14 protein-coding genes and 1 pseudogene are annotated in these 17,121 nt (G+C 34.3%); 2 read left to right on the forward strand and 13 right to left on the reverse strand.

Annotated features, from left to right (window positions below; all coding sequences use genetic code 11):
* The 13 genes and pseudogenes from Q4Q35_RS07985 to Q4Q35_RS08045 all read right to left on the reverse strand — a co-directional run.
* Window positions 1-254: pseudogene (locus tag Q4Q35_RS07985) on the reverse strand (hypothetical protein); the annotation flags it as partial.
* A gap of 438 nt (window positions 255-692) precedes the next feature.
* Window positions 693-1,664 carry an arsenosugar biosynthesis arsenite methyltransferase ArsM gene (gene arsM / locus Q4Q35_RS07990; protein WP_303277438.1) on the reverse strand — a complete coding sequence of 324 codons (972 nt, stop codon included), beginning with the start codon at window positions 1,662-1,664 and terminating at the stop codon, window positions 693-695.
* Between the two features lie 69 nt (window positions 1,665-1,733).
* A complete protein-coding gene (locus Q4Q35_RS07995) occupies window positions 1,734-2,546 on the reverse strand; it encodes a purine-nucleoside phosphorylase (RefSeq protein ID WP_303277439.1) in 813 nt (270 codons plus the stop codon).
* Window positions 2,547-2,598: 52 nt separating this feature from the next.
* On the reverse strand, window positions 2,599-3,234 hold the full coding sequence (locus Q4Q35_RS08000) for a TIGR04282 family arsenosugar biosynthesis glycosyltransferase (protein WP_303277440.1): 636 nt from the start codon (window positions 3,232-3,234) through the stop codon (window positions 2,599-2,601).
* The gene (locus Q4Q35_RS08005; protein WP_303277442.1) at window positions 3,227-3,721 is read right to left on the reverse strand and encodes a rhodanese-like domain-containing protein; all 495 of its coding nucleotides are present in this window, start codon (window positions 3,719-3,721) and stop codon (window positions 3,227-3,229) included. The genes Q4Q35_RS08000 and Q4Q35_RS08005 overlap by 8 nt, the downstream gene beginning before the upstream one ends.
* A gap of 29 nt (window positions 3,722-3,750) precedes the next feature.
* Window positions 3,751-4,578 (reverse strand): metallophosphoesterase family protein, encoded by an 828-nt coding sequence (locus Q4Q35_RS08010; protein WP_303277443.1) that lies wholly within the window; start codon window positions 4,576-4,578, stop codon window positions 3,751-3,753.
* Complete coding sequence (locus Q4Q35_RS08015) at window positions 4,563-5,951, reverse strand: sodium:solute symporter family transporter (RefSeq protein ID WP_303277444.1); 1,389 nt, start codon at window positions 5,949-5,951, stop codon at window positions 4,563-4,565. The genes Q4Q35_RS08010 and Q4Q35_RS08015 overlap by 16 nt, the downstream gene beginning before the upstream one ends.
* A gap of 86 nt (window positions 5,952-6,037) precedes the next feature.
* Window positions 6,038-7,477 carry a SusD/RagB family nutrient-binding outer membrane lipoprotein gene (locus Q4Q35_RS08020; protein ID WP_303277445.1) on the reverse strand — a complete coding sequence of 480 codons (1,440 nt, stop codon included), beginning with the start codon at window positions 7,475-7,477 and terminating at the stop codon, window positions 6,038-6,040.
* Between the two features lie 45 nt (window positions 7,478-7,522).
* Window positions 7,523-10,714: a SusC/RagA family TonB-linked outer membrane protein gene (locus tag Q4Q35_RS08025; protein WP_303277446.1), complete on the reverse strand. Its 3,192-nt coding sequence runs from the start codon at window positions 10,712-10,714 to the stop codon at window positions 7,523-7,525.
* 108 nt (window positions 10,715-10,822) lie between these two features.
* A complete protein-coding gene (locus Q4Q35_RS08030) occupies window positions 10,823-11,509 on the reverse strand; it encodes a TIGR04282 family arsenosugar biosynthesis glycosyltransferase (RefSeq protein WP_303277447.1) in 687 nt (228 codons plus the stop codon).
* A gap of 108 nt (window positions 11,510-11,617) precedes the next feature.
* On the reverse strand, window positions 11,618-12,673 hold the full coding sequence (arsS, locus tag Q4Q35_RS08035) for an arsenosugar biosynthesis radical SAM (seleno)protein ArsS (RefSeq protein WP_303277470.1): 1,056 nt from the start codon (window positions 12,671-12,673) through the stop codon (window positions 11,618-11,620).
* Window positions 12,674-12,750: 77 nt separating this feature from the next.
* Window positions 12,751-13,086 carry an arsenosugar biosynthesis-associated peroxidase-like protein gene (locus Q4Q35_RS08040; protein ID WP_091422825.1) on the reverse strand — a complete coding sequence of 112 codons (336 nt, stop codon included), beginning with the start codon at window positions 13,084-13,086 and terminating at the stop codon, window positions 12,751-12,753.
* 342 nt (window positions 13,087-13,428) lie between these two features.
* Window positions 13,429-14,571 carry an acyl-CoA dehydrogenase gene (locus Q4Q35_RS08045; protein ID WP_303277448.1) on the reverse strand — a complete coding sequence of 381 codons (1,143 nt, stop codon included), beginning with the start codon at window positions 14,569-14,571 and terminating at the stop codon, window positions 13,429-13,431.
* A gap of 94 nt (window positions 14,572-14,665) precedes the next feature.
* Here Q4Q35_RS08045 and Q4Q35_RS08050 point away from each other — a divergent pair, with 94 nt between their 5' ends.
* Window positions 14,666-15,736 carry an anhydro-N-acetylmuramic acid kinase gene (locus Q4Q35_RS08050; RefSeq protein ID WP_303277449.1) on the forward strand — a complete coding sequence of 357 codons (1,071 nt, stop codon included), beginning with the start codon at window positions 14,666-14,668 and terminating at the stop codon, window positions 15,734-15,736.
* A gap of 156 nt (window positions 15,737-15,892) precedes the next feature.
* The gene (locus tag Q4Q35_RS08055) at window positions 15,893-17,119 is read left to right on the forward strand and encodes a Glu/Leu/Phe/Val dehydrogenase dimerization domain-containing protein (RefSeq protein ID WP_303277450.1); all 1,227 of its coding nucleotides are present in this window, start codon (window positions 15,893-15,895) and stop codon (window positions 17,117-17,119) included.
* Window positions 17,120-17,121: the final 2 nt, after the last annotated feature.

The raw sequence follows: 17,121 nt of genomic DNA on the forward strand, positions 1-17,121 counted from the left end.
CTGCAGAGATTGAATATCGGATTACCTGAAAACTGTCTGGAGAGTACTGTCTTTGAATCCTCTATACAATCGCCCCCACAATAGTAGATACTGGCGAAAGAATAAAATATATCTTTCCAGTTGTAAAAAGTGGTCGGGCTCAAAACAGGAAGGTTGGACTGGAGAAAATCGCCAAGGTGCATCTTGTCAAACTCATCCAAAACAAAATTAATACCGCCAAAGGCGTTTATCTGAGAAGAATTCAATACTTTCATCTTGTGTCTTTTTGTGGAAACACCAATTTAGGTGAAAAAGCACAAGCCGCAAAGTATTGGTAAAACAATCTTTGCGGCATTTTTATTGAATAAACTTGCGGATTTTAGGAGCTATCGGGACTGCCTCGAGGATAGTTCGTTTCAAGAAATTTTTTATTATTTTAAACTTAACAATATTATCGTGCTAAAGATGGTTGCAAAAGTCAGAAACAAAAGTTATCTGAGAGGGATTAATTAACATATATTAATTTCTTACATACCCCTGATTTGAATGAGTTGAAGAAGCATTTTAATGTTAAGTTTTTTTATAGTGTGTTATGTAGTTAGGAGATAGCTTTAAAAGAGGAAATGGATTAGGAAAGCTATGGCATAAAGCCAAAATTCAAAAATAGCTATTTATACCTTTCAGGCATTATACTCTTCTTTTTCTGATAAAAATTAACAACATCCACCACCATCATAATGGTATGTAGATTCTGAAAAATAAATATCATCTCTATTCAATGCCTTTAGTATTCCTGCTGTTTTATCGCAAATGGCTAATGGCTGATTTTTTAGTAAGACATGCCCAGATTTATCATCAAAATAATCTTCATCTCCATAATAAATAGCTGCTTTGCCTGTAAAGATACAAGGGCCATCTGCTGGCATAGGGTCTTTAATAGCGGCAACTTCAATCGATTCTATATAAATTAACTCGTCTGTTGGATAATTTTTAGGGTCGAGTATTCTATATGGTTTTCTTGCTCTAATTTCGATAGTACCAAAACCAGCATCCGTTAATGCTTTTACATAGTCTGCAATTGGCAGACTACCACTTAAACATAAAGCGCGTAGTCTTTCGTCGTTGCGTAACGTATCATTCATAGGTTGTTCGCATGTAGGGTCGCTCATTACTAACCTTCCATGAGGTTTTAAAACGCGATACATTTCTGCGATGGCCTTTTTTAAATCGTCTGCCTTAAAAATATTAAATAAACAGTTTTGAGCTGCTACATCAATGCTATTATCTTCCACAGGAAGATTCATAGCATCCCCTTTTTTAAGATCCACAAAGTCACTTTTAAACCAACTGTTTTGGGCTTCGGCTTCAATAAAGTTTTTGCGAGAAGCTTCTAACATCTCATCAACAACATCAACGCCCACAACACCTCCTTTTTGACGATTAAAATAAGCGAATTGTAATAATTCCATACCACCACCAACACCTACATATAAGGTCTTGGGGTTATTGGTTAAATCGCGAGCATGTACCGTACTTCCACAACCATAGTTCATTTCTTGCATGATTTTTGGGATTTTTAATCCGGGTAATTCCCAAATAGGATTTGTGGTGCAACATAGCCCAACATCTGGTGTTAAAGCGGCTTCTTTATATACATCGTGGGTTGTTTCTAAATAATCACTCATGGTTTCAGTATTTAGTGTTCAGTATTCAGTATTCAGTGTTCGGTGTTCAGTCTATGACTGCAAACTATTTTAAAGTGTTTTTATTAATTCTTTAAATAATGTTATCATATCTGGTTCTGCTTTTGCAGCGCTTTCAATGATATCCGAAATATTAACAGGCTCTAAGTTGTCTGGGTCGCATTCATCTGTTAAAACTGACACGGCAGCTACTTTTAATTTTAAATGATTCGCCACGATAATTTCGGGAACTGTACTCATACCAACAGCATCAGATCCAATAATTTTTAACATACGATATTCTGCTTTGGTTTCTAATTGTGGTCCCACAACACTAGCGTAAACACCTTTATGTAATTTAATATTATTTGCTTTAGCTATACTTTCAAATTTTGAGTTGATTTCGACATCATAAGGAGCACTCATGTCTACAAAGCGTTCTCCTAATTCTTCAACACCTTTAAATGCTAAAGGCGAGCTTCCTTGTAAATTAATATGATCTTCAATAAGCATCAATTCGCTTTTCTTAAAGTTTAAATTAATAGCTCCGGCAGCATTAGAAACCAATAATGTTTTAATACCTAATTTTTCCATAATACGAACCGGGAAGGTAACATCTTGTAAAGTATAGCCTTCGTATAAATGAAAACGCCCTTGCATAACCACCACTTTTTTGCCAGCAAGTTCACCATAAATTAATTTTCCTTTATGAAACTCGACCGTTGCTGTTGGAAAGTTAGGGATGTGATTATAGCTAACTTCTTTTATAATGTCTATTTCGTCAATAAGTTGTCCTAATCCAGTGCCTAGAATGATGCCTATTTCAGGAGATTCAAAACCTTTGTCTTGTAGGTATTTAGTGGTTTCGTTGATGTATTTAATCATCTTATATTTTTTGAAATTATTTTTTGAAAAAATCTAATCTAATGTAATGAATTTATACGTTATCAATTAAAGATTTAACCTTTAATTGAAGCGCTTCATTGAGTTGGTAGAATGATGAGTTTTCTAGATCTTCGAAGGTGTCAATATCATTTAATGTTTCCAGTAAAGTATAAGATATATTTTTCTCATCTAATTCCTTAAGGGTAACCTCTAATAAATGGGATTCACTCCAGGGTTTATTGTCAAATATGGCATGATACGTTTTTGTCATACCCACAAGATAATATCCACCATCAACGGCAGGGCCAAAAACAACATTGTTATTTTTTAAAGCCTCAAGTCCGTTTTCAATATGGTCTGAACTAATGTCCGGTAAATCAGAGCCTATAAGAACGATACGTTCATAACCATCCTCAAAGCCTTTTATAAAAGCATTTTTCATACGTTCACCTAAATTTTCCCCTTCTTGAATTGTTTTGTAATCATTTATCCATTTGGTGTTAACTACTGCATCAGAAAAATAAATTCGTTTATCTGCTTGAAGATTTTGAGTCGCCTCTTCGGTAACTTTAACGAGTTCGCTATAAACATCAAAAGCGCCTTGATTACCAATCGTTTTGGCAAGTCTTGTTTTTACTTTTCCTAGCTTTATGTTTTTTACAAAAACAATAACGAGTTCTTTATTCATATACTTTTATACCTTTTTTTAACCATTTACTCCATTCTTTTGAAAAGGTGTGAATGCTATCTGTTTCTTTTTCTGCGGAATTATAAACAGGAAAATCGTTGCTTTTCCATTCAAAAATACCTCCATATAAATTTTCTACATATCTATATCCTACTTTTTTAAGACTGTCTGCTATAGATTCTGAACGAATTCCAACGGAGCAATACACCACTATTTTAGCGTCTTTATTTGGAATCTTTTTTTGTACGCTATCTATTTCAAAATGGTCGTAACCCACATGAATGGCGTTTTTTAAATGACTCGTTTTGTATTCTTTTAATTCTCTGGAATCTAAAATAATAACGTCTGTTTTTGGCTTTGCCAATTCCTGAACCGTTATATAAGGCACACTATTATCGTTATATTGTTTCAATAACTTGTCAATAGATTTTTGTGCAAACAAAGAAAAGCTTTGAAGAAATAATAAAAAAAGTAAGGTGTTTTTCATAACGATTTAGTCTCTCAAATTTAGTAAAATTACAACTGAATACCGAATCCTTGTACCCCACTTTCTATGTCAGGTAGAATTTCAGTATTATCCCAAATTCCAGTAATAATTGTTCTGGCATATTCCTCAGGGAGTAATCCGTTTTGCATTAATTTGTTAGTTAGTTTATAATTGTAATTTAATGTGTGATGTTCATAGTTTAAAATACCATTATCATCACCTAAAATAGCATACCAAACACTTGAATTGCCATCGTTAGCAGGCATACCAATAACCCCCGGATTTAGCCAAATTTTATGGTCTTTTTCATGATGAAATGGTAAGCCACAATGGCCACCAACAATCATATCATAGTTATCTACTGAAAAACTTTGAGCTTTAGTTTCCCAAGGCGTAGATTTAAAGATGAATTCTGAAGTATTTGCATAAGACCCATGTACTACCATCACTTTTTTACCAGCGTAATTAAAAGTGATATGATCCGGTAAAGTTTTCATAAACTCTAAAGAATCATTTGAAAGTTTGCTTTGTGCATATGGATACCATTGTTGGGAAAACCCATCGCATCTGGAGCCTTTTTCGAAATCACATGCGCAGTCTTCTGCACCTTCTCGAAGTTGAATTTCTACATTACCAGCAATACTTTTAGGTTTCCAGATTTTAAATAATTGTACGGTTTCTTCTGGTTGGGCACAATACCCAACAATATCACCCGTACAAATACAATTTTCGGGGCTTATACGTTCATGTTCTGCAATCTGTTTCAAGGCTTCCAAAGCTTGAAGATTGCTATAAACACCTCCGAAAAGTAATACTTTGCCCGATATGTTGCCTAAATGTTCTATTTTTTTATCCATTTTGGAAGTATATAAAAAGTGATACAAGATAGAATGCCCCAAATATTTACCCAGAGTAAATCGGCATATTTTCCCTCTGTAAAAATTAATGATTTCGGAAAAATTTCGAAAACCAAAAGAAACCCGAAAACCAAACCACAAATCACACTCAGGTAAAAACTTATTTTAGGGACTTTCACATTCCAGAAAACAAATACAGGTGTTAAGCCAATTACCATGGTACCAGAAATGGTTGTAGCGGATAATATTTCAGCATTAAAAAAAACAGGAAGTGTTCCTAAAACGGCAATTGTTGCCATTGAAAAACGACCAAATGTTAGATTTTTACCTATTTTTAAATCGATAGCTAATAATTTTGAAAATGATGAAAATGTGGAGTCTAAAGTTGATGCTGCAGATGTAATCATAATAAAATTTATAACTAGTAAAATGACTATGCCAAAGGCTTTACCTACTTCAACTGCGGCTTGCCCTTTCATGCCTTGTGTTTCTGCATAAACGCCAATAATACTAAACAGAATAATACATAAAGCGCCCAAAATACTGGCTAGTAAAAAACTTTTTCTAGTCACTTTGGGGGATGAAATAAAGGCGCGATCTGTTAATACAGGGTCGTGAAACGGATAGCTAAACGATTGGAGGATGGCAGCAAAAAATAAATTAAGCCCTAATTCAAAACTCCAGGTACCTGAAGTTACGACGTCTTTTACCGAGAAATTTTCTACTGAAAATACATGCCATAAAATGACAATAAGCAAGATTGAAAATAACACCATCTGAATTACATCTGTAAATATCGAACTACTTAACCCACCTTTAATGGCATAGGCTAAAGTAAGAACGGTAAATACAATAATAGCTATATAATAAGGTTGGGTTCCAGTATCACCAAAATAGCTTCCAATGACCATTGTGTTACTCCAAACTTCATTAAATAAACGGATAGCAATCAAAACAGAAAAAATGGCCATGGCGCCTTTTCCAAATTTAGTTGTTAAGAATTGATGGATGCTTTTAAAACCGCCTTTGGTTCGTATTTGATAAATCAAGATACCAGCAACAGCAAACGATAAATAATAACCAGCATAAGCCACACCACCTACAATCCCGAAATCGAGTCCGAGATTTGCAGCATTCGTGATACTTTTAGCGAAAATCCACGAAATGATTAAGCTACCAGTCAACACAAACGTATTTGGTGCTTTACGGTTACTTACAGCTTTAAAAAACTGATCTGTGGTTTTTGCCAATGGTGACAAGAAAAACAGTATCAAACTCGATACGATAATTAATGCCCATTGAGCCCATCCTAGCCTTCCCAAAGGGAAGGAACTCTCACTTAGATGGAATGCTATGTTTAAGAAGTTGTTCATTCAATTACACTCAAGATACTTTTTGTTTTTTTAATTTAAAATGCCTTACAGTTTCCCTCCTTTGGAGGGATTAAGGGAGGCTTTTTCTATTCATCCCACCAAACAGAGATATTAATACTATTATTATCTGTTGCCGATGCCGCTTCGGCATAGTTTTCTGCATTTAAAGCCTCTTCTTCAGCAGGGTATGGCATGCGAACAGGTAACAGGTCATTGTTTAAACTTGCTGAAATGGCTTTTAACTCAGGAAACCCAGTGCGTCTGTATTCTATCCAACCTTCATAGCCATTAATAACACTCGCAATCCATTTTTGAGTGATAATTTGTTCTAAAGGTGTCGATGTAGCCGAATTAAAATTGGCATTTCCAGTTAAGTAATTGGCTGGTAAATCGGTATTCCAATAGTCAAAAGCTAATGTTACACCAGTCTCATATAAAGTTTGAGCATCGGCAGTAATTAAACCTCTTTCAGCGGCTTCTGCTAATGCAAAATGTACTTCCCAAGCGGTTATAAAATTAGCATCTAAAGTAGACGTGTCTTCTCGAAAAGCTGTTCCTGCCAGAGAATAATCTGCTAATGTAACCGACGTTGATGTTGCATCAATACCGTTTAATAAGCCATTAAATTCTCCTGAATTAGAGTTTGAAAATGATCTGAATAATATATTTATTCTAGGATCATTTAAATCGGTTAAAATGTCTTCCATGGTTTCAGATAAAACAAAATTGTTGAAATCACCGATGCGCAATTGTGCTAATCTAAAGCTATTCGGGTCAGAATTTGTAAAATTGAAAATGGCATTTTGATCATTGGTTTTAATGTAATTATCATTATCGAAAAGTGCTTGTAATTGAGATGATACATCAACTCTTCCTGAAATTCGTATCAGATGTTTAATTTTTAGAGCATTGGCAAAACGAATCCAAGCTTGTAAGTCGCCATTAAATAAAATATCACCTTGTAACTGAATAGCATCATTATAATTTTGAATAGCCGTAATGCCTTTATCTAAATTGTCTAGAATACCACCATCATTTACATAAATAGCTTCTTGAGAATCGTAAGTTGGAGTCACAGTCCCATTCACCCCATTAAAAGCTTCAAAATAAGGGACATCACCAAATAAATCAGTTAAACCAGCTGCCATATAGGCTTTTAGAATTAAAGCTGGGCCTTCGTAAACTTTAAAGGCATCAACAGTTTTTGACTGATTTAAAATGATTTCATTATCTCTTAAATTTGTATAAAAAATGGGCCATGGATTACCTCCTAATTGAGGTGATTTCAAGGCGTGTCTGTCGAATAAATTAAAATCTAAAGCTGTGCGATGTTGCGCTAGTAAATCTCCAGCTACAAAACCTTCGTAACTCATCTCTTCACCGAAATTATAAATAACCTGTCGTAATAATAAACTTGGTTGTACTGTTACTGGTGCATTAGGATTGGTATTGATTTCTTCAAAGTCTTTAGTGCAGCTCACCGTTATAAGACTTAAAATCGCGATTATATATAGACTATTTTTCATTTTAATATTTTTACTTTTTTCATGAGAGTCTCACCTTCGTGGGAACTAGAAGTTAAACCCAGCTTTAAATCCAAAACTTCTGGTTGTAGCATAGCTCAAATCCTCTACACCACTTACAAAACCATTACCTTGAACAGCTAACTGCTCTGGGTCGAAATGTGGGTTTTCTGTAATAGCAAATAGATTATTTCCTGTGACTGAAAAATTGACATCGGCACCGTCTTTCAAACCTAAAAAACCATCTTTTAGCCTGAAACTATAACCAATAGCGAACTGGCGTAATTTTAAAAATGAGGCATCATATACATTGTTTTCTTCATGGTTTCTATCGTAAAATTGTCGGTAATAACTTTCTGCTGAAACGGCTACTGTATTAGGTTGTCCAGATTGTGTGACTCCTTGGGCAATAATACCAGCATCAGGTCGAAAGGCGGTTTCTGCCAATTGGCCTCCAACATTTCCTAAGGCTCTAGTTCTAGATACAATGTCTCCACCTTGTCTCCAGTCGAATAAGAAACTTAAATTCCAGTTTTTATAAGTGAAATTATTATTCCATCCTAAAGTAAAGTCAGGATTATAATTACCGAGTTTTTGTAAATCGTTATCGGCTATAAATCGTCCATTATCATCAATGATAAAATCACCATTGTCATTTTTTAAGTACCCTGTACCGTAAAAATCACCAATGCGCCCGCCTTCTTCTACCTGAAACCAAACGGTTTGATTCGCGCTATCATAAATTCTGCTGAATGCTAAGGTTAAACGACCCGCTTCTTGTGGTAAATCTTTAATAGTTGATCGGTTGCTGGCAAAATTGAATGTGGTATGCCATTTAAGGTTTTCATTTTTAATAGGTGTCACACCCAGTATAATTTCAACACCTTGGGTATTTACTTTTCCTCCATTTACAACTTGCTGATTGTATCCAGAAGAAATAGCAATAGGTAAAGAGATAATTTGGTCTCTTGTGGTAGCATTATAATAAGTGATATCAAAATTTAAACGGTCTTTAAAAAAACGCAAATCTGCTCCAACTTCAAAACTTGTAGTTTGCTCTGGCTTTAAATTGGCATTGGGGATGAAGTCTTGATCGCTAAATGTGGGTTGGCCATTAAAAGGTGTTTGCGATACAAAAGCACCCGAAGTCTGGTAAGGCCCCGTATCATTACCAACTTGTGCAACACTAGCCCTTAATTTAGCAAATGAAAATATGTCTGGTAATTCAGTGATGTTTGATAGAATAAAACTAGTTGAAACTGAAGGGTAGAAGAATGATGTATCATCTACCGAAAAGGGTGTCGCTAAAGCACTAGACCAATCATTTCTTCCTGTAATATCTAGAAACAGGTAGTCTTTATAACCTAATTTTGCGATTCCGTAGAGCGAATTAATACGTTTTTCACTTTCAAATTGAAACACTTCAATAGGCGACGCTGCATTATTTAGATTAAAGATTCCTGGTTGCGCTAAATTTACGGTTTGCGATTGTTTTGTGGATGCTGTTTGGTCTAAACGATTTCCACCTGCTGAAATATCAAAAGAAAAATCACCAAATGTGTTTTTATAGTTGATTAAAAAATCGGTATTGATTTCCCTAAATTTCACATCATGTTCTGCATAACCACCATTTTTAAATCGGTTGCTACTAAAGTGTCGTCTCAGTTGTCGTGTTTCGCTACTATAATCCATACCAGTTCTTAAAGAAACACTTAAATGATTTGTGATTTTTTGATTGAGAGCTATGTTTCCAAATATTCTATCGCGTTCAAATGAGTTTCTGTTTTCCAATAAAATGAAATATGGGTTGTCAAAAAACGTATAGTTGAATGAGTATTGTTGAACCCCTTCTAAACCAGGTTGCCAGTAGTTTTTCAGATTGTTGGTATTTAAAGAGCGAGGGCCCCATGCGACTAAAGAATAATTCACATTTTCACTACCATAACCGTTAGACGGCCTATTATCACTACTAGAATTTACATAGCTAATAGCGGTATTGATTTCTGTTTTTTCTGAAGGCTTAAAGTTAAGCTTTGCGCTAACAGTTTGTCTGTCTAAATTCACCCCGGGAATAATAGATTCACTTCTTAAATCTGTAAATGATAATCTGTAATTTCCAGAGTCAAATCCGTTTGATATAGCTATATTATTAATGGTTGTAACCCCTGTTTTATAGAAATCTTTTAAATTGTCTGGGTTAGAATTGAATGGTGTTGGTGTAATGGGTAAACCACTATATAAAGCCGTGTCTCCACCACGAACAAAACTTCCATCAGCTAATTGAACTGGGCTATCGAATTGCGGAATTAAAATGCCTGCGTCCAATCTTGGGCCCCAGGAATAAGTAATATTATCGCTTGTTCCTCCTCCAAGTCCATCGACAAATTCGAACAGACCTGATTGTCCTTGGCCATATTCGTTTTGAAATTCTGGTAATTTAAAAGCTGAATCTATAGAAACGGATGAATTTAAACTAACCTGAAATCCTTTTTTACTATTGCCATCTTTGGTTTTAATAACTATAACACCGTTTGATGCTCTGGTTCCGTAAAGTGCCGCTGCATTGGCGCCTTTTAAAACGGTTACCGATTCAATATCGTCTGGATTGACTTCCATAGCGCCGTTTCCAAAATCTATTTCTTGAAATCCGGCAGCTGCTTGATTGGTGAAATTAAAAACTGTTTCGTTATTTATCGGGATGCCATCTACAACAAATAGCGGATTGTTATTTGAAAATGATGCTTCACCACGAATGGTGATTTTAGAAGACGAACCAACACCTGTAGCGCCTTGTGTAACGGTTATTCCTGCTAATTTTCCTTGAAGATTATCCAGGAAGTTTACAGTTTTAACTTCTGTTAAACTTTCAGATGTTATGGCTTGTACGGCATAACCTAATTCTTTGGTTTCGCGTTGTAACCCTAAAGCTGTAATAACGACTTCATCAAGTGCAGAAGTGTCTTCTATGAGTGCGATATTGATTGTTCTGAGTTTACCAAGAGTTATAATTTGTGTTTTATAACCTATAAACGAAAATTTAAGTTGGTCGGCTTCTGAGGTAACTTTAATGGTGTAATTACCAGTGTCGTCAGTAATGGTGCCTTGATTCGTGTTGGTTGTAATGTTTACAAAAGGTAGCGGGCTGTTATCTGAAGCATCAGTAACAGTTCCTATAATCGTAATTTGCGCATGACTTATACCAGTTAGAACTAGTAACATGCAAAAGAATATAGTCTTCATTTAAAATTTTGAAAATTGTCTATTTGAGCACAGTTGAGAATTCTATCATACAGATAGAACCATAGTGACCTCTCTTGACTGCGTTAGAGGTGACACTATAAATTTAATTTACAAATGAAGTAGGATAGGAGAGCCTTTGTTGAATTGTTGTTGTAATATGAAGTTTTCAATAGGAAAGAGGTGATTAAAAACGATCTTTTTCTCTATTGAAATAAATATATTGAGAAGTTGTTTTATGTGAGCTGAAAGTTTTCTGAAACTATCACTAATTATTTTTACATCAGAAATAGTGTCGAGATCTGTTAAAACTTCTAGATATGTAATGTTTACTTTTTTTGAAGCATTTAACTTGGCAATACTTCTACTTAAATTTGAGGTTTTCCAAGGAAGTTTTAAAAATGTTTCGGCTTTGAAATGAGATTTTTTAAGCCCCATTAAATAGAAACCACCATCTGTAGATGGTCCTAAAACGATATCATGTTTTTGAAGTTTTTTAACTGTTTTTCGGAGGTGGTTGGTCGTTAAATGCGGGGTGTCATTTCCAACGGTGATAACTGTATCAAACCCTTCATTGTAAACAGATTGAATGGCATTTGTAAAACGTTCTCCAAATGTATTTCCTACTTGCTGTTTTTCTGAGTATAAAAAATAAGGCAACCCTGCTTTTTTTACAATATTTAAGGTTTGAGCATTTAGTGCCTCAAACACTTCTTTTGAGGAAATAAATGGTTTTAATACCGCTTCTTTTTCAGCAGAATTTGCAAATACTAATATGGCTGTTTTACTGTTTTTCATATTAATTCTCCACGAAGGTGGAGATCTTATTCTTAGTTTTGATTCACATGCTATTTATGCGAAAAAATCATTTTCTTTTTACTTAGAGATTCCTGCCTTCGCAGGAATTTATGCAACAACACCTTGGCAACTACTTCCTGCACCTGCGGTACAACCATAGCAATGTTGTGAAATGACAATATTTCGTCCTTCTAATAATTCTTCATTAAATTCTGAAATATGCTTTGATTTGCTATTAACTGGTAATTCTAACATTTGATTAAAATCGCAATCAAATAAAAACCCATCCCAACTTATGGACAACGTATTTGTACACATAACATTTGCTACGGCAGTAGGGTTATAGGCTTCAACAAGTTGATACATATAATCTTCGTAATTTTCTGAAGCAATTAAATAATCAAGAAACCGTGCAATGGGTAAATTGGTAATGGCAAAAAGATTGTGAAATTGAATGTTGAAATCTTCTATTAGAGCCTTTTTAAAATCTTTTTCCATAGCCATTTGGTCACCTGGTAAAAATGCTCCGGATGGATTATAAACCAAGTCGAGTCTTAAATCGCTATCAGGCATACCGTAACCTACTGCATTAAGCTCTTGCAATGCTTTTATAGATTTATCGAAAACACCATCTCCTCTTTGTTTATCTGTTTTTCCACGAGTCCAATGAGGCATAGAACTTACAACGTGAACATTATGCTTTTTGAAGAACTCAGGTAAGTCGTAATATTTTTTATTGGCGCGGATAATCGTCAGATTTGAGCGCACAATAAAGTCTTTAATACCTACTTTGGCAGCTTCCTCAACAAACCATCTGAAATCAGGATTCATTTCAGGAGCACCACCTGTTAAATCAAGCGTATGTGCTCCAGAGTTTTTAATAACGTCCAAACATTGTTGCATGGTTTCGCGAGTCATGATTTCCTTTCGGTCTGGACCTGCATCTACATGACAGTGCTCACAAACCTGATTGCACATGTATCCCACGTTTATTTGTAGAATCTCTAGCTTTTTGGCTTTTAAAGGAAACTGGCTTGTTTCAGATATTTTATCTTTAAAAGTAGGTAATTCGCCATTTTGAAAAATCCCATTAGATAAAATTTCTAATTGCCGGTTACTTTGAGCTAAATCGCTTTCACGTTTTTGTAATGATTGGGTCTTCAATTTTGTCATATTCTATTTTCTCCTATTAAGAACCTTTTTGTTTCCCCTTTGGGGAAATGTCCAAAGGACAAAGGGGATTACCCGTCTAATTTATTTACTTTATTCATCATTTGTACACCATGAACTAGTGTTGCTCCACTTTTTATAGCAGCTCCTACATGTATGGCTTCCATCATTTCTTCTTTAGTAACACCACGTTGTAGACCATCTTTAGTATAAGCATCAATACAATATGGGCATTGTTCTGTATGTGAAACAGCTAATGCTATCAAAGATTTTTCGCGAGCTGTAAGTGCTCCTTCTTCAAAAACTTTTCCGTAATATTCAAAGAATTTATTTCCTAATTCTTCACTCCATTCTGTGATTTTTCCAAATTTTCTGAGGTCAGCTGGGTCGTAATATGTTTTTTGCATAAAATATAATTTTTACTAAAGATAAAAATCTATTAAAAGTATGTCGGTAAATTTGTGAATACTTAACAAAAAAAGTTCAACTATTAGTTTTGTTGAAGTAAGGTCTAAACTATATAGTTTTAATTTGGTGAAAGGAGAAATAAGTAATACTAAAGAAGAGCACGAATATCACAAATTTTTACGAATCAATTTGTTTGTCGATAGAATTTAAACTTTAAAAATTTGGTAACTTGTTCTCGTGTTTAATCCTACAGCCTGCATAACTTTAAAGTTATGGATTCGTGTAAATTTGTGTAATTCGTGTCTTTTTATGAATGAGTTCAATGTATACAATAGATAACGTTAATCTCTTATAAGCCCCCTTGAAATTACTATTTTCTGAATTTCAGAAGTGCCTTCATAAATCTGTGTGATTTTAGCATCGCGCATAAGGCGCTCCACATGATATTCTTTTACAAAACCATTCCCGCCATGTATTTGTACAGCTTCTACGGTATGTTCCATAGCGACTTTAGATGCATAAAGTTTAGCCATAGCACTCGATCTATCGTAGTTATTACCCTGATCTTTATCCCAGGCAGCTTTCATAACCAAATAACGAGCTGCTTCAATTTCGGTATACATGTCGGCTAATTTAAAAGCAATAGCTTGGTGGTTGCATATTTCGGTACCAAAAGCTTTTCGCTCTTTAGAGTATTTTAAAGCTAATTCGTAAGCTCCAGATGCAATTCCTAAAGCTTGAGAAGCAATACCAATACGTCCACCAGATAAGGTTTTCATAGCAAATCTAAACCCAGAACCGTTAGCGCCAATTCTGTTTTCCTTAGGTACTTTTACATCGTTAAATTGCAAAGTATGTGTATCGCTTCCACGAATACCCAGTTTGTCTTCTTTAGGTCCAACATGAAAACCTTTCATGCCTTTTTCAACAATAAAAGCATTAATACCATGAGAACCTTTTTCTTTATCTGTTTGAGCGATTACTAAATACACATCGGCAGAGCCACCATTAGTAATCCAGTTTTTTGTACCGTTAATTAAGTAGTGGTCTCCTTTATCTATAGCTGTAGTTTTTTGCGAAGTAGCATCACTACCAGCTTCTGGTTCACTTAAACAAAAGGCACCAAGAAATTCACCAGTAGCTAATTTTGTTAGGTATTTTTGTTTTTGTTCTTCAGACCCATAAGTTTCTAATCCGTAACAAACCAACGAATTATTTACAGAAACCATAACAGAAGCAGACGCATCAATTTTAGATAATTCCTCCATAATAAGGACATACGAAATGGCATCCATGCCGCTACCACCATATTTAGGATCTACCATAATACCCATAAAACCTAATGCTCCCATTTTTTTAACTAGCTCATTTGGAAATTTTTGTTTATTATCGCGTTCAATAACACCAGGGAGTAATTCGGTTTGAGCAAAATCGCGAGCAGCATTGCGTATCATGATATGTTCTTCTGAAAGATTAAAATCCATAATTCTTCAATTTATTGTTGATTTGATAAAAAATGTATACAAATATAGCTTTTTGGTGTCAAATTTTTAACAACTATTGTTATTTTTACACAATATGATAAAAAATAAATATAATATTATAGGTGTTATGTCCGGAACATCGTTAGATGGGGTGGATGTTATTTACGCTCAGTTTGAATTAGATGACGTTAAAGTATGGCATTTTAATATGATATATTCTGAGACAGTTAGTTATAATTCAAATTGGGAAAAGATACTTCGCAATTTAGTTTTATATGATGCTGTTGAAATACAACAAATAGATAAGGATTATACCAAGTATCTATCAACTGTTATTAAAGACTTCATTAATAAAAATAATATAAAAGATATTGATGCTATTTGTTCGCATGGGCATACGGCCTTGCATCAGCCAGATAGAGGTATAACATATCAAATAGGAAATAAACCAATTATGGCTACTTTATTAAATGAAACCATCGTTTGTGATTTTCGAGTTCAAGATGTTGATCTTGGTGGGGAAGGTGCACCATTAGTTCCAATAGGTGATAAATTGCTGTTTTCTGAATATGATTTTTGTTTAAATTTAGGTGGTTTTGCAAATATTTCTACTGAGATCGATCGTAACCGAATTGCTTATGATATTTGTCCGGTAAATATTGTTTTAAACCATTATACTAAATTGGTTGGATTAGATTATGATAATGGGGGCAAAATAGCAGCAACCGGAATTGTAAATAATGATCTTCTGGATCGTTTAAATAACCTTGTTTTTTATAAAGAAAACTATCCTAAATCTTTAGGCTTAGAATGGGTTAATAAAAATGTTTTTCCTTTAATTGATTCTTTTCAATTAGAAACAAAAGATATTTTAAAAACTTTTGTAGAGCATATTACTATCCAAATAGCAAAAGAAATAAATAAAAAGAAAAATAGTTCGGTTCTTATTACCGGAGGGGGTGTTTACAATAACTACTTAATAAATACCCTTAAACAATATTCGAGACACGATATTGTAATTCCTTCAAATATGGTTGTAGAGTTTAAAGAAGCATTAATTTTCGGGCTATTAGGAGTGCTTAAATTAAGAAATGAAATCAATTGCTTACAAAGTGTTACAGGAGCTACAAAAAATCACAGTTCTGGTAAAATATTTATACCCTAAAAATAGTAAAAAATTAATATTAAAGGATTTTAGTTTTTTATCTTTGTTAACATAATAATCTAAATCATTTTTCTTTATGACTCAACTTTAGCTACACTTAATAAAACTTCGGGAAAAATTAAATTAAGCTATACATGAATCAACTTAAAAGTAGAAATGAAAGAATTATTAAAAAAGTACGAAAATAAAACACCAGAAATAGTTTTTAATTGGAAAGATGCAGAAACAGATGCCGAAGGATGGGCAGTTATAAATTCATTACGTGGAGGAGCCGCTGGTGGGGGAACACGCATGCGAAAAGGACTGGATATGAATGAAGTTTTATCCTTAGCAAAAACTATGGAGATTAAGTTTACAGTTTCCGGACCTGCCATTGGAGGCGCCAAATCGGGCATAAATTTCGATCCTAACGATCCTCGAAAAAAAGGCGTATTAGAACGTTGGTATGCAGCTGTATCTCCATTATTAAAAAGTTATTATGGAACAGGTGGTGATTTAAATGTAGATGAAATTCATGAAGTTATTCCAATCACTGAAGAAAGCGGGGTTTGGCATCCGCAAGAAGGTGTTTTTAATGGACATTTTAAGCCAACTGAGGCAGATAAGATAAATAGAATAGGCCAATTGAGACAAGGCGTTATTAAGGTAATAGAAAATCCTGATTATTCCCCCGATGTATCACGAAAATATACGGTAGCAGATATGATTACTGGTTTTGGCGTTGCCGAGGCTGTTAAGCAGTATTATAATATTTATGGAGGTTCTGTAAAAGGAAAACGAGCGGTGATTCAAGGATTTGGAAATGTAGGAGCCGCCGCCGCTTTTTATTTATCACAAATGGGCGCTAAGGTTGTTGGTATTATAGATATAGCAGGAGGCTTAATAAATGAAGAAGGATTCACTTTTGAAGATATTACGAATCTGTTTCTTGCAAAAAATGGGAATACATTAGCTAGTAATAATTTAATTCCTTTTGAAGAAGCCAATGAAAAAATCTGGACTATTCAAACCGAAATTTTTGCGCCTTGTGCTGCATCTCGCCTAATTACAATTCATCAAATAGACCAAATGATTGATAGTGGTTTGGAAGTTATTTCTTGTGGAGCCAATGTGCCTTTTGCCGACAAAGAAATTTTCTTTGGTCCAATCATGGAACATACAGACTATAGAGTAAGTTTAATCCCGGATTTTATTTCTAATTGCGGCATGGCTCGTGTATTTGCGTATTTTATGGAGCGCAAAGTGCAAATGACAGATGAAGCAATATTCAATGATACATCAAATATAATTAAAGAAGCACTGGAAAAAGTGTATAGTAAAAATCAATTAAAAACAGAAATTAGTGCTACAGCATTTGAAATAGCACTAGAACAATTAATATAATA

Source organism: Flavivirga aquimarina, from assembly GCF_030540835.1.
Lineage (GTDB): Bacteria > Bacteroidota > Bacteroidia > Flavobacteriales > Flavobacteriaceae > Flavivirga > Flavivirga aquimarina.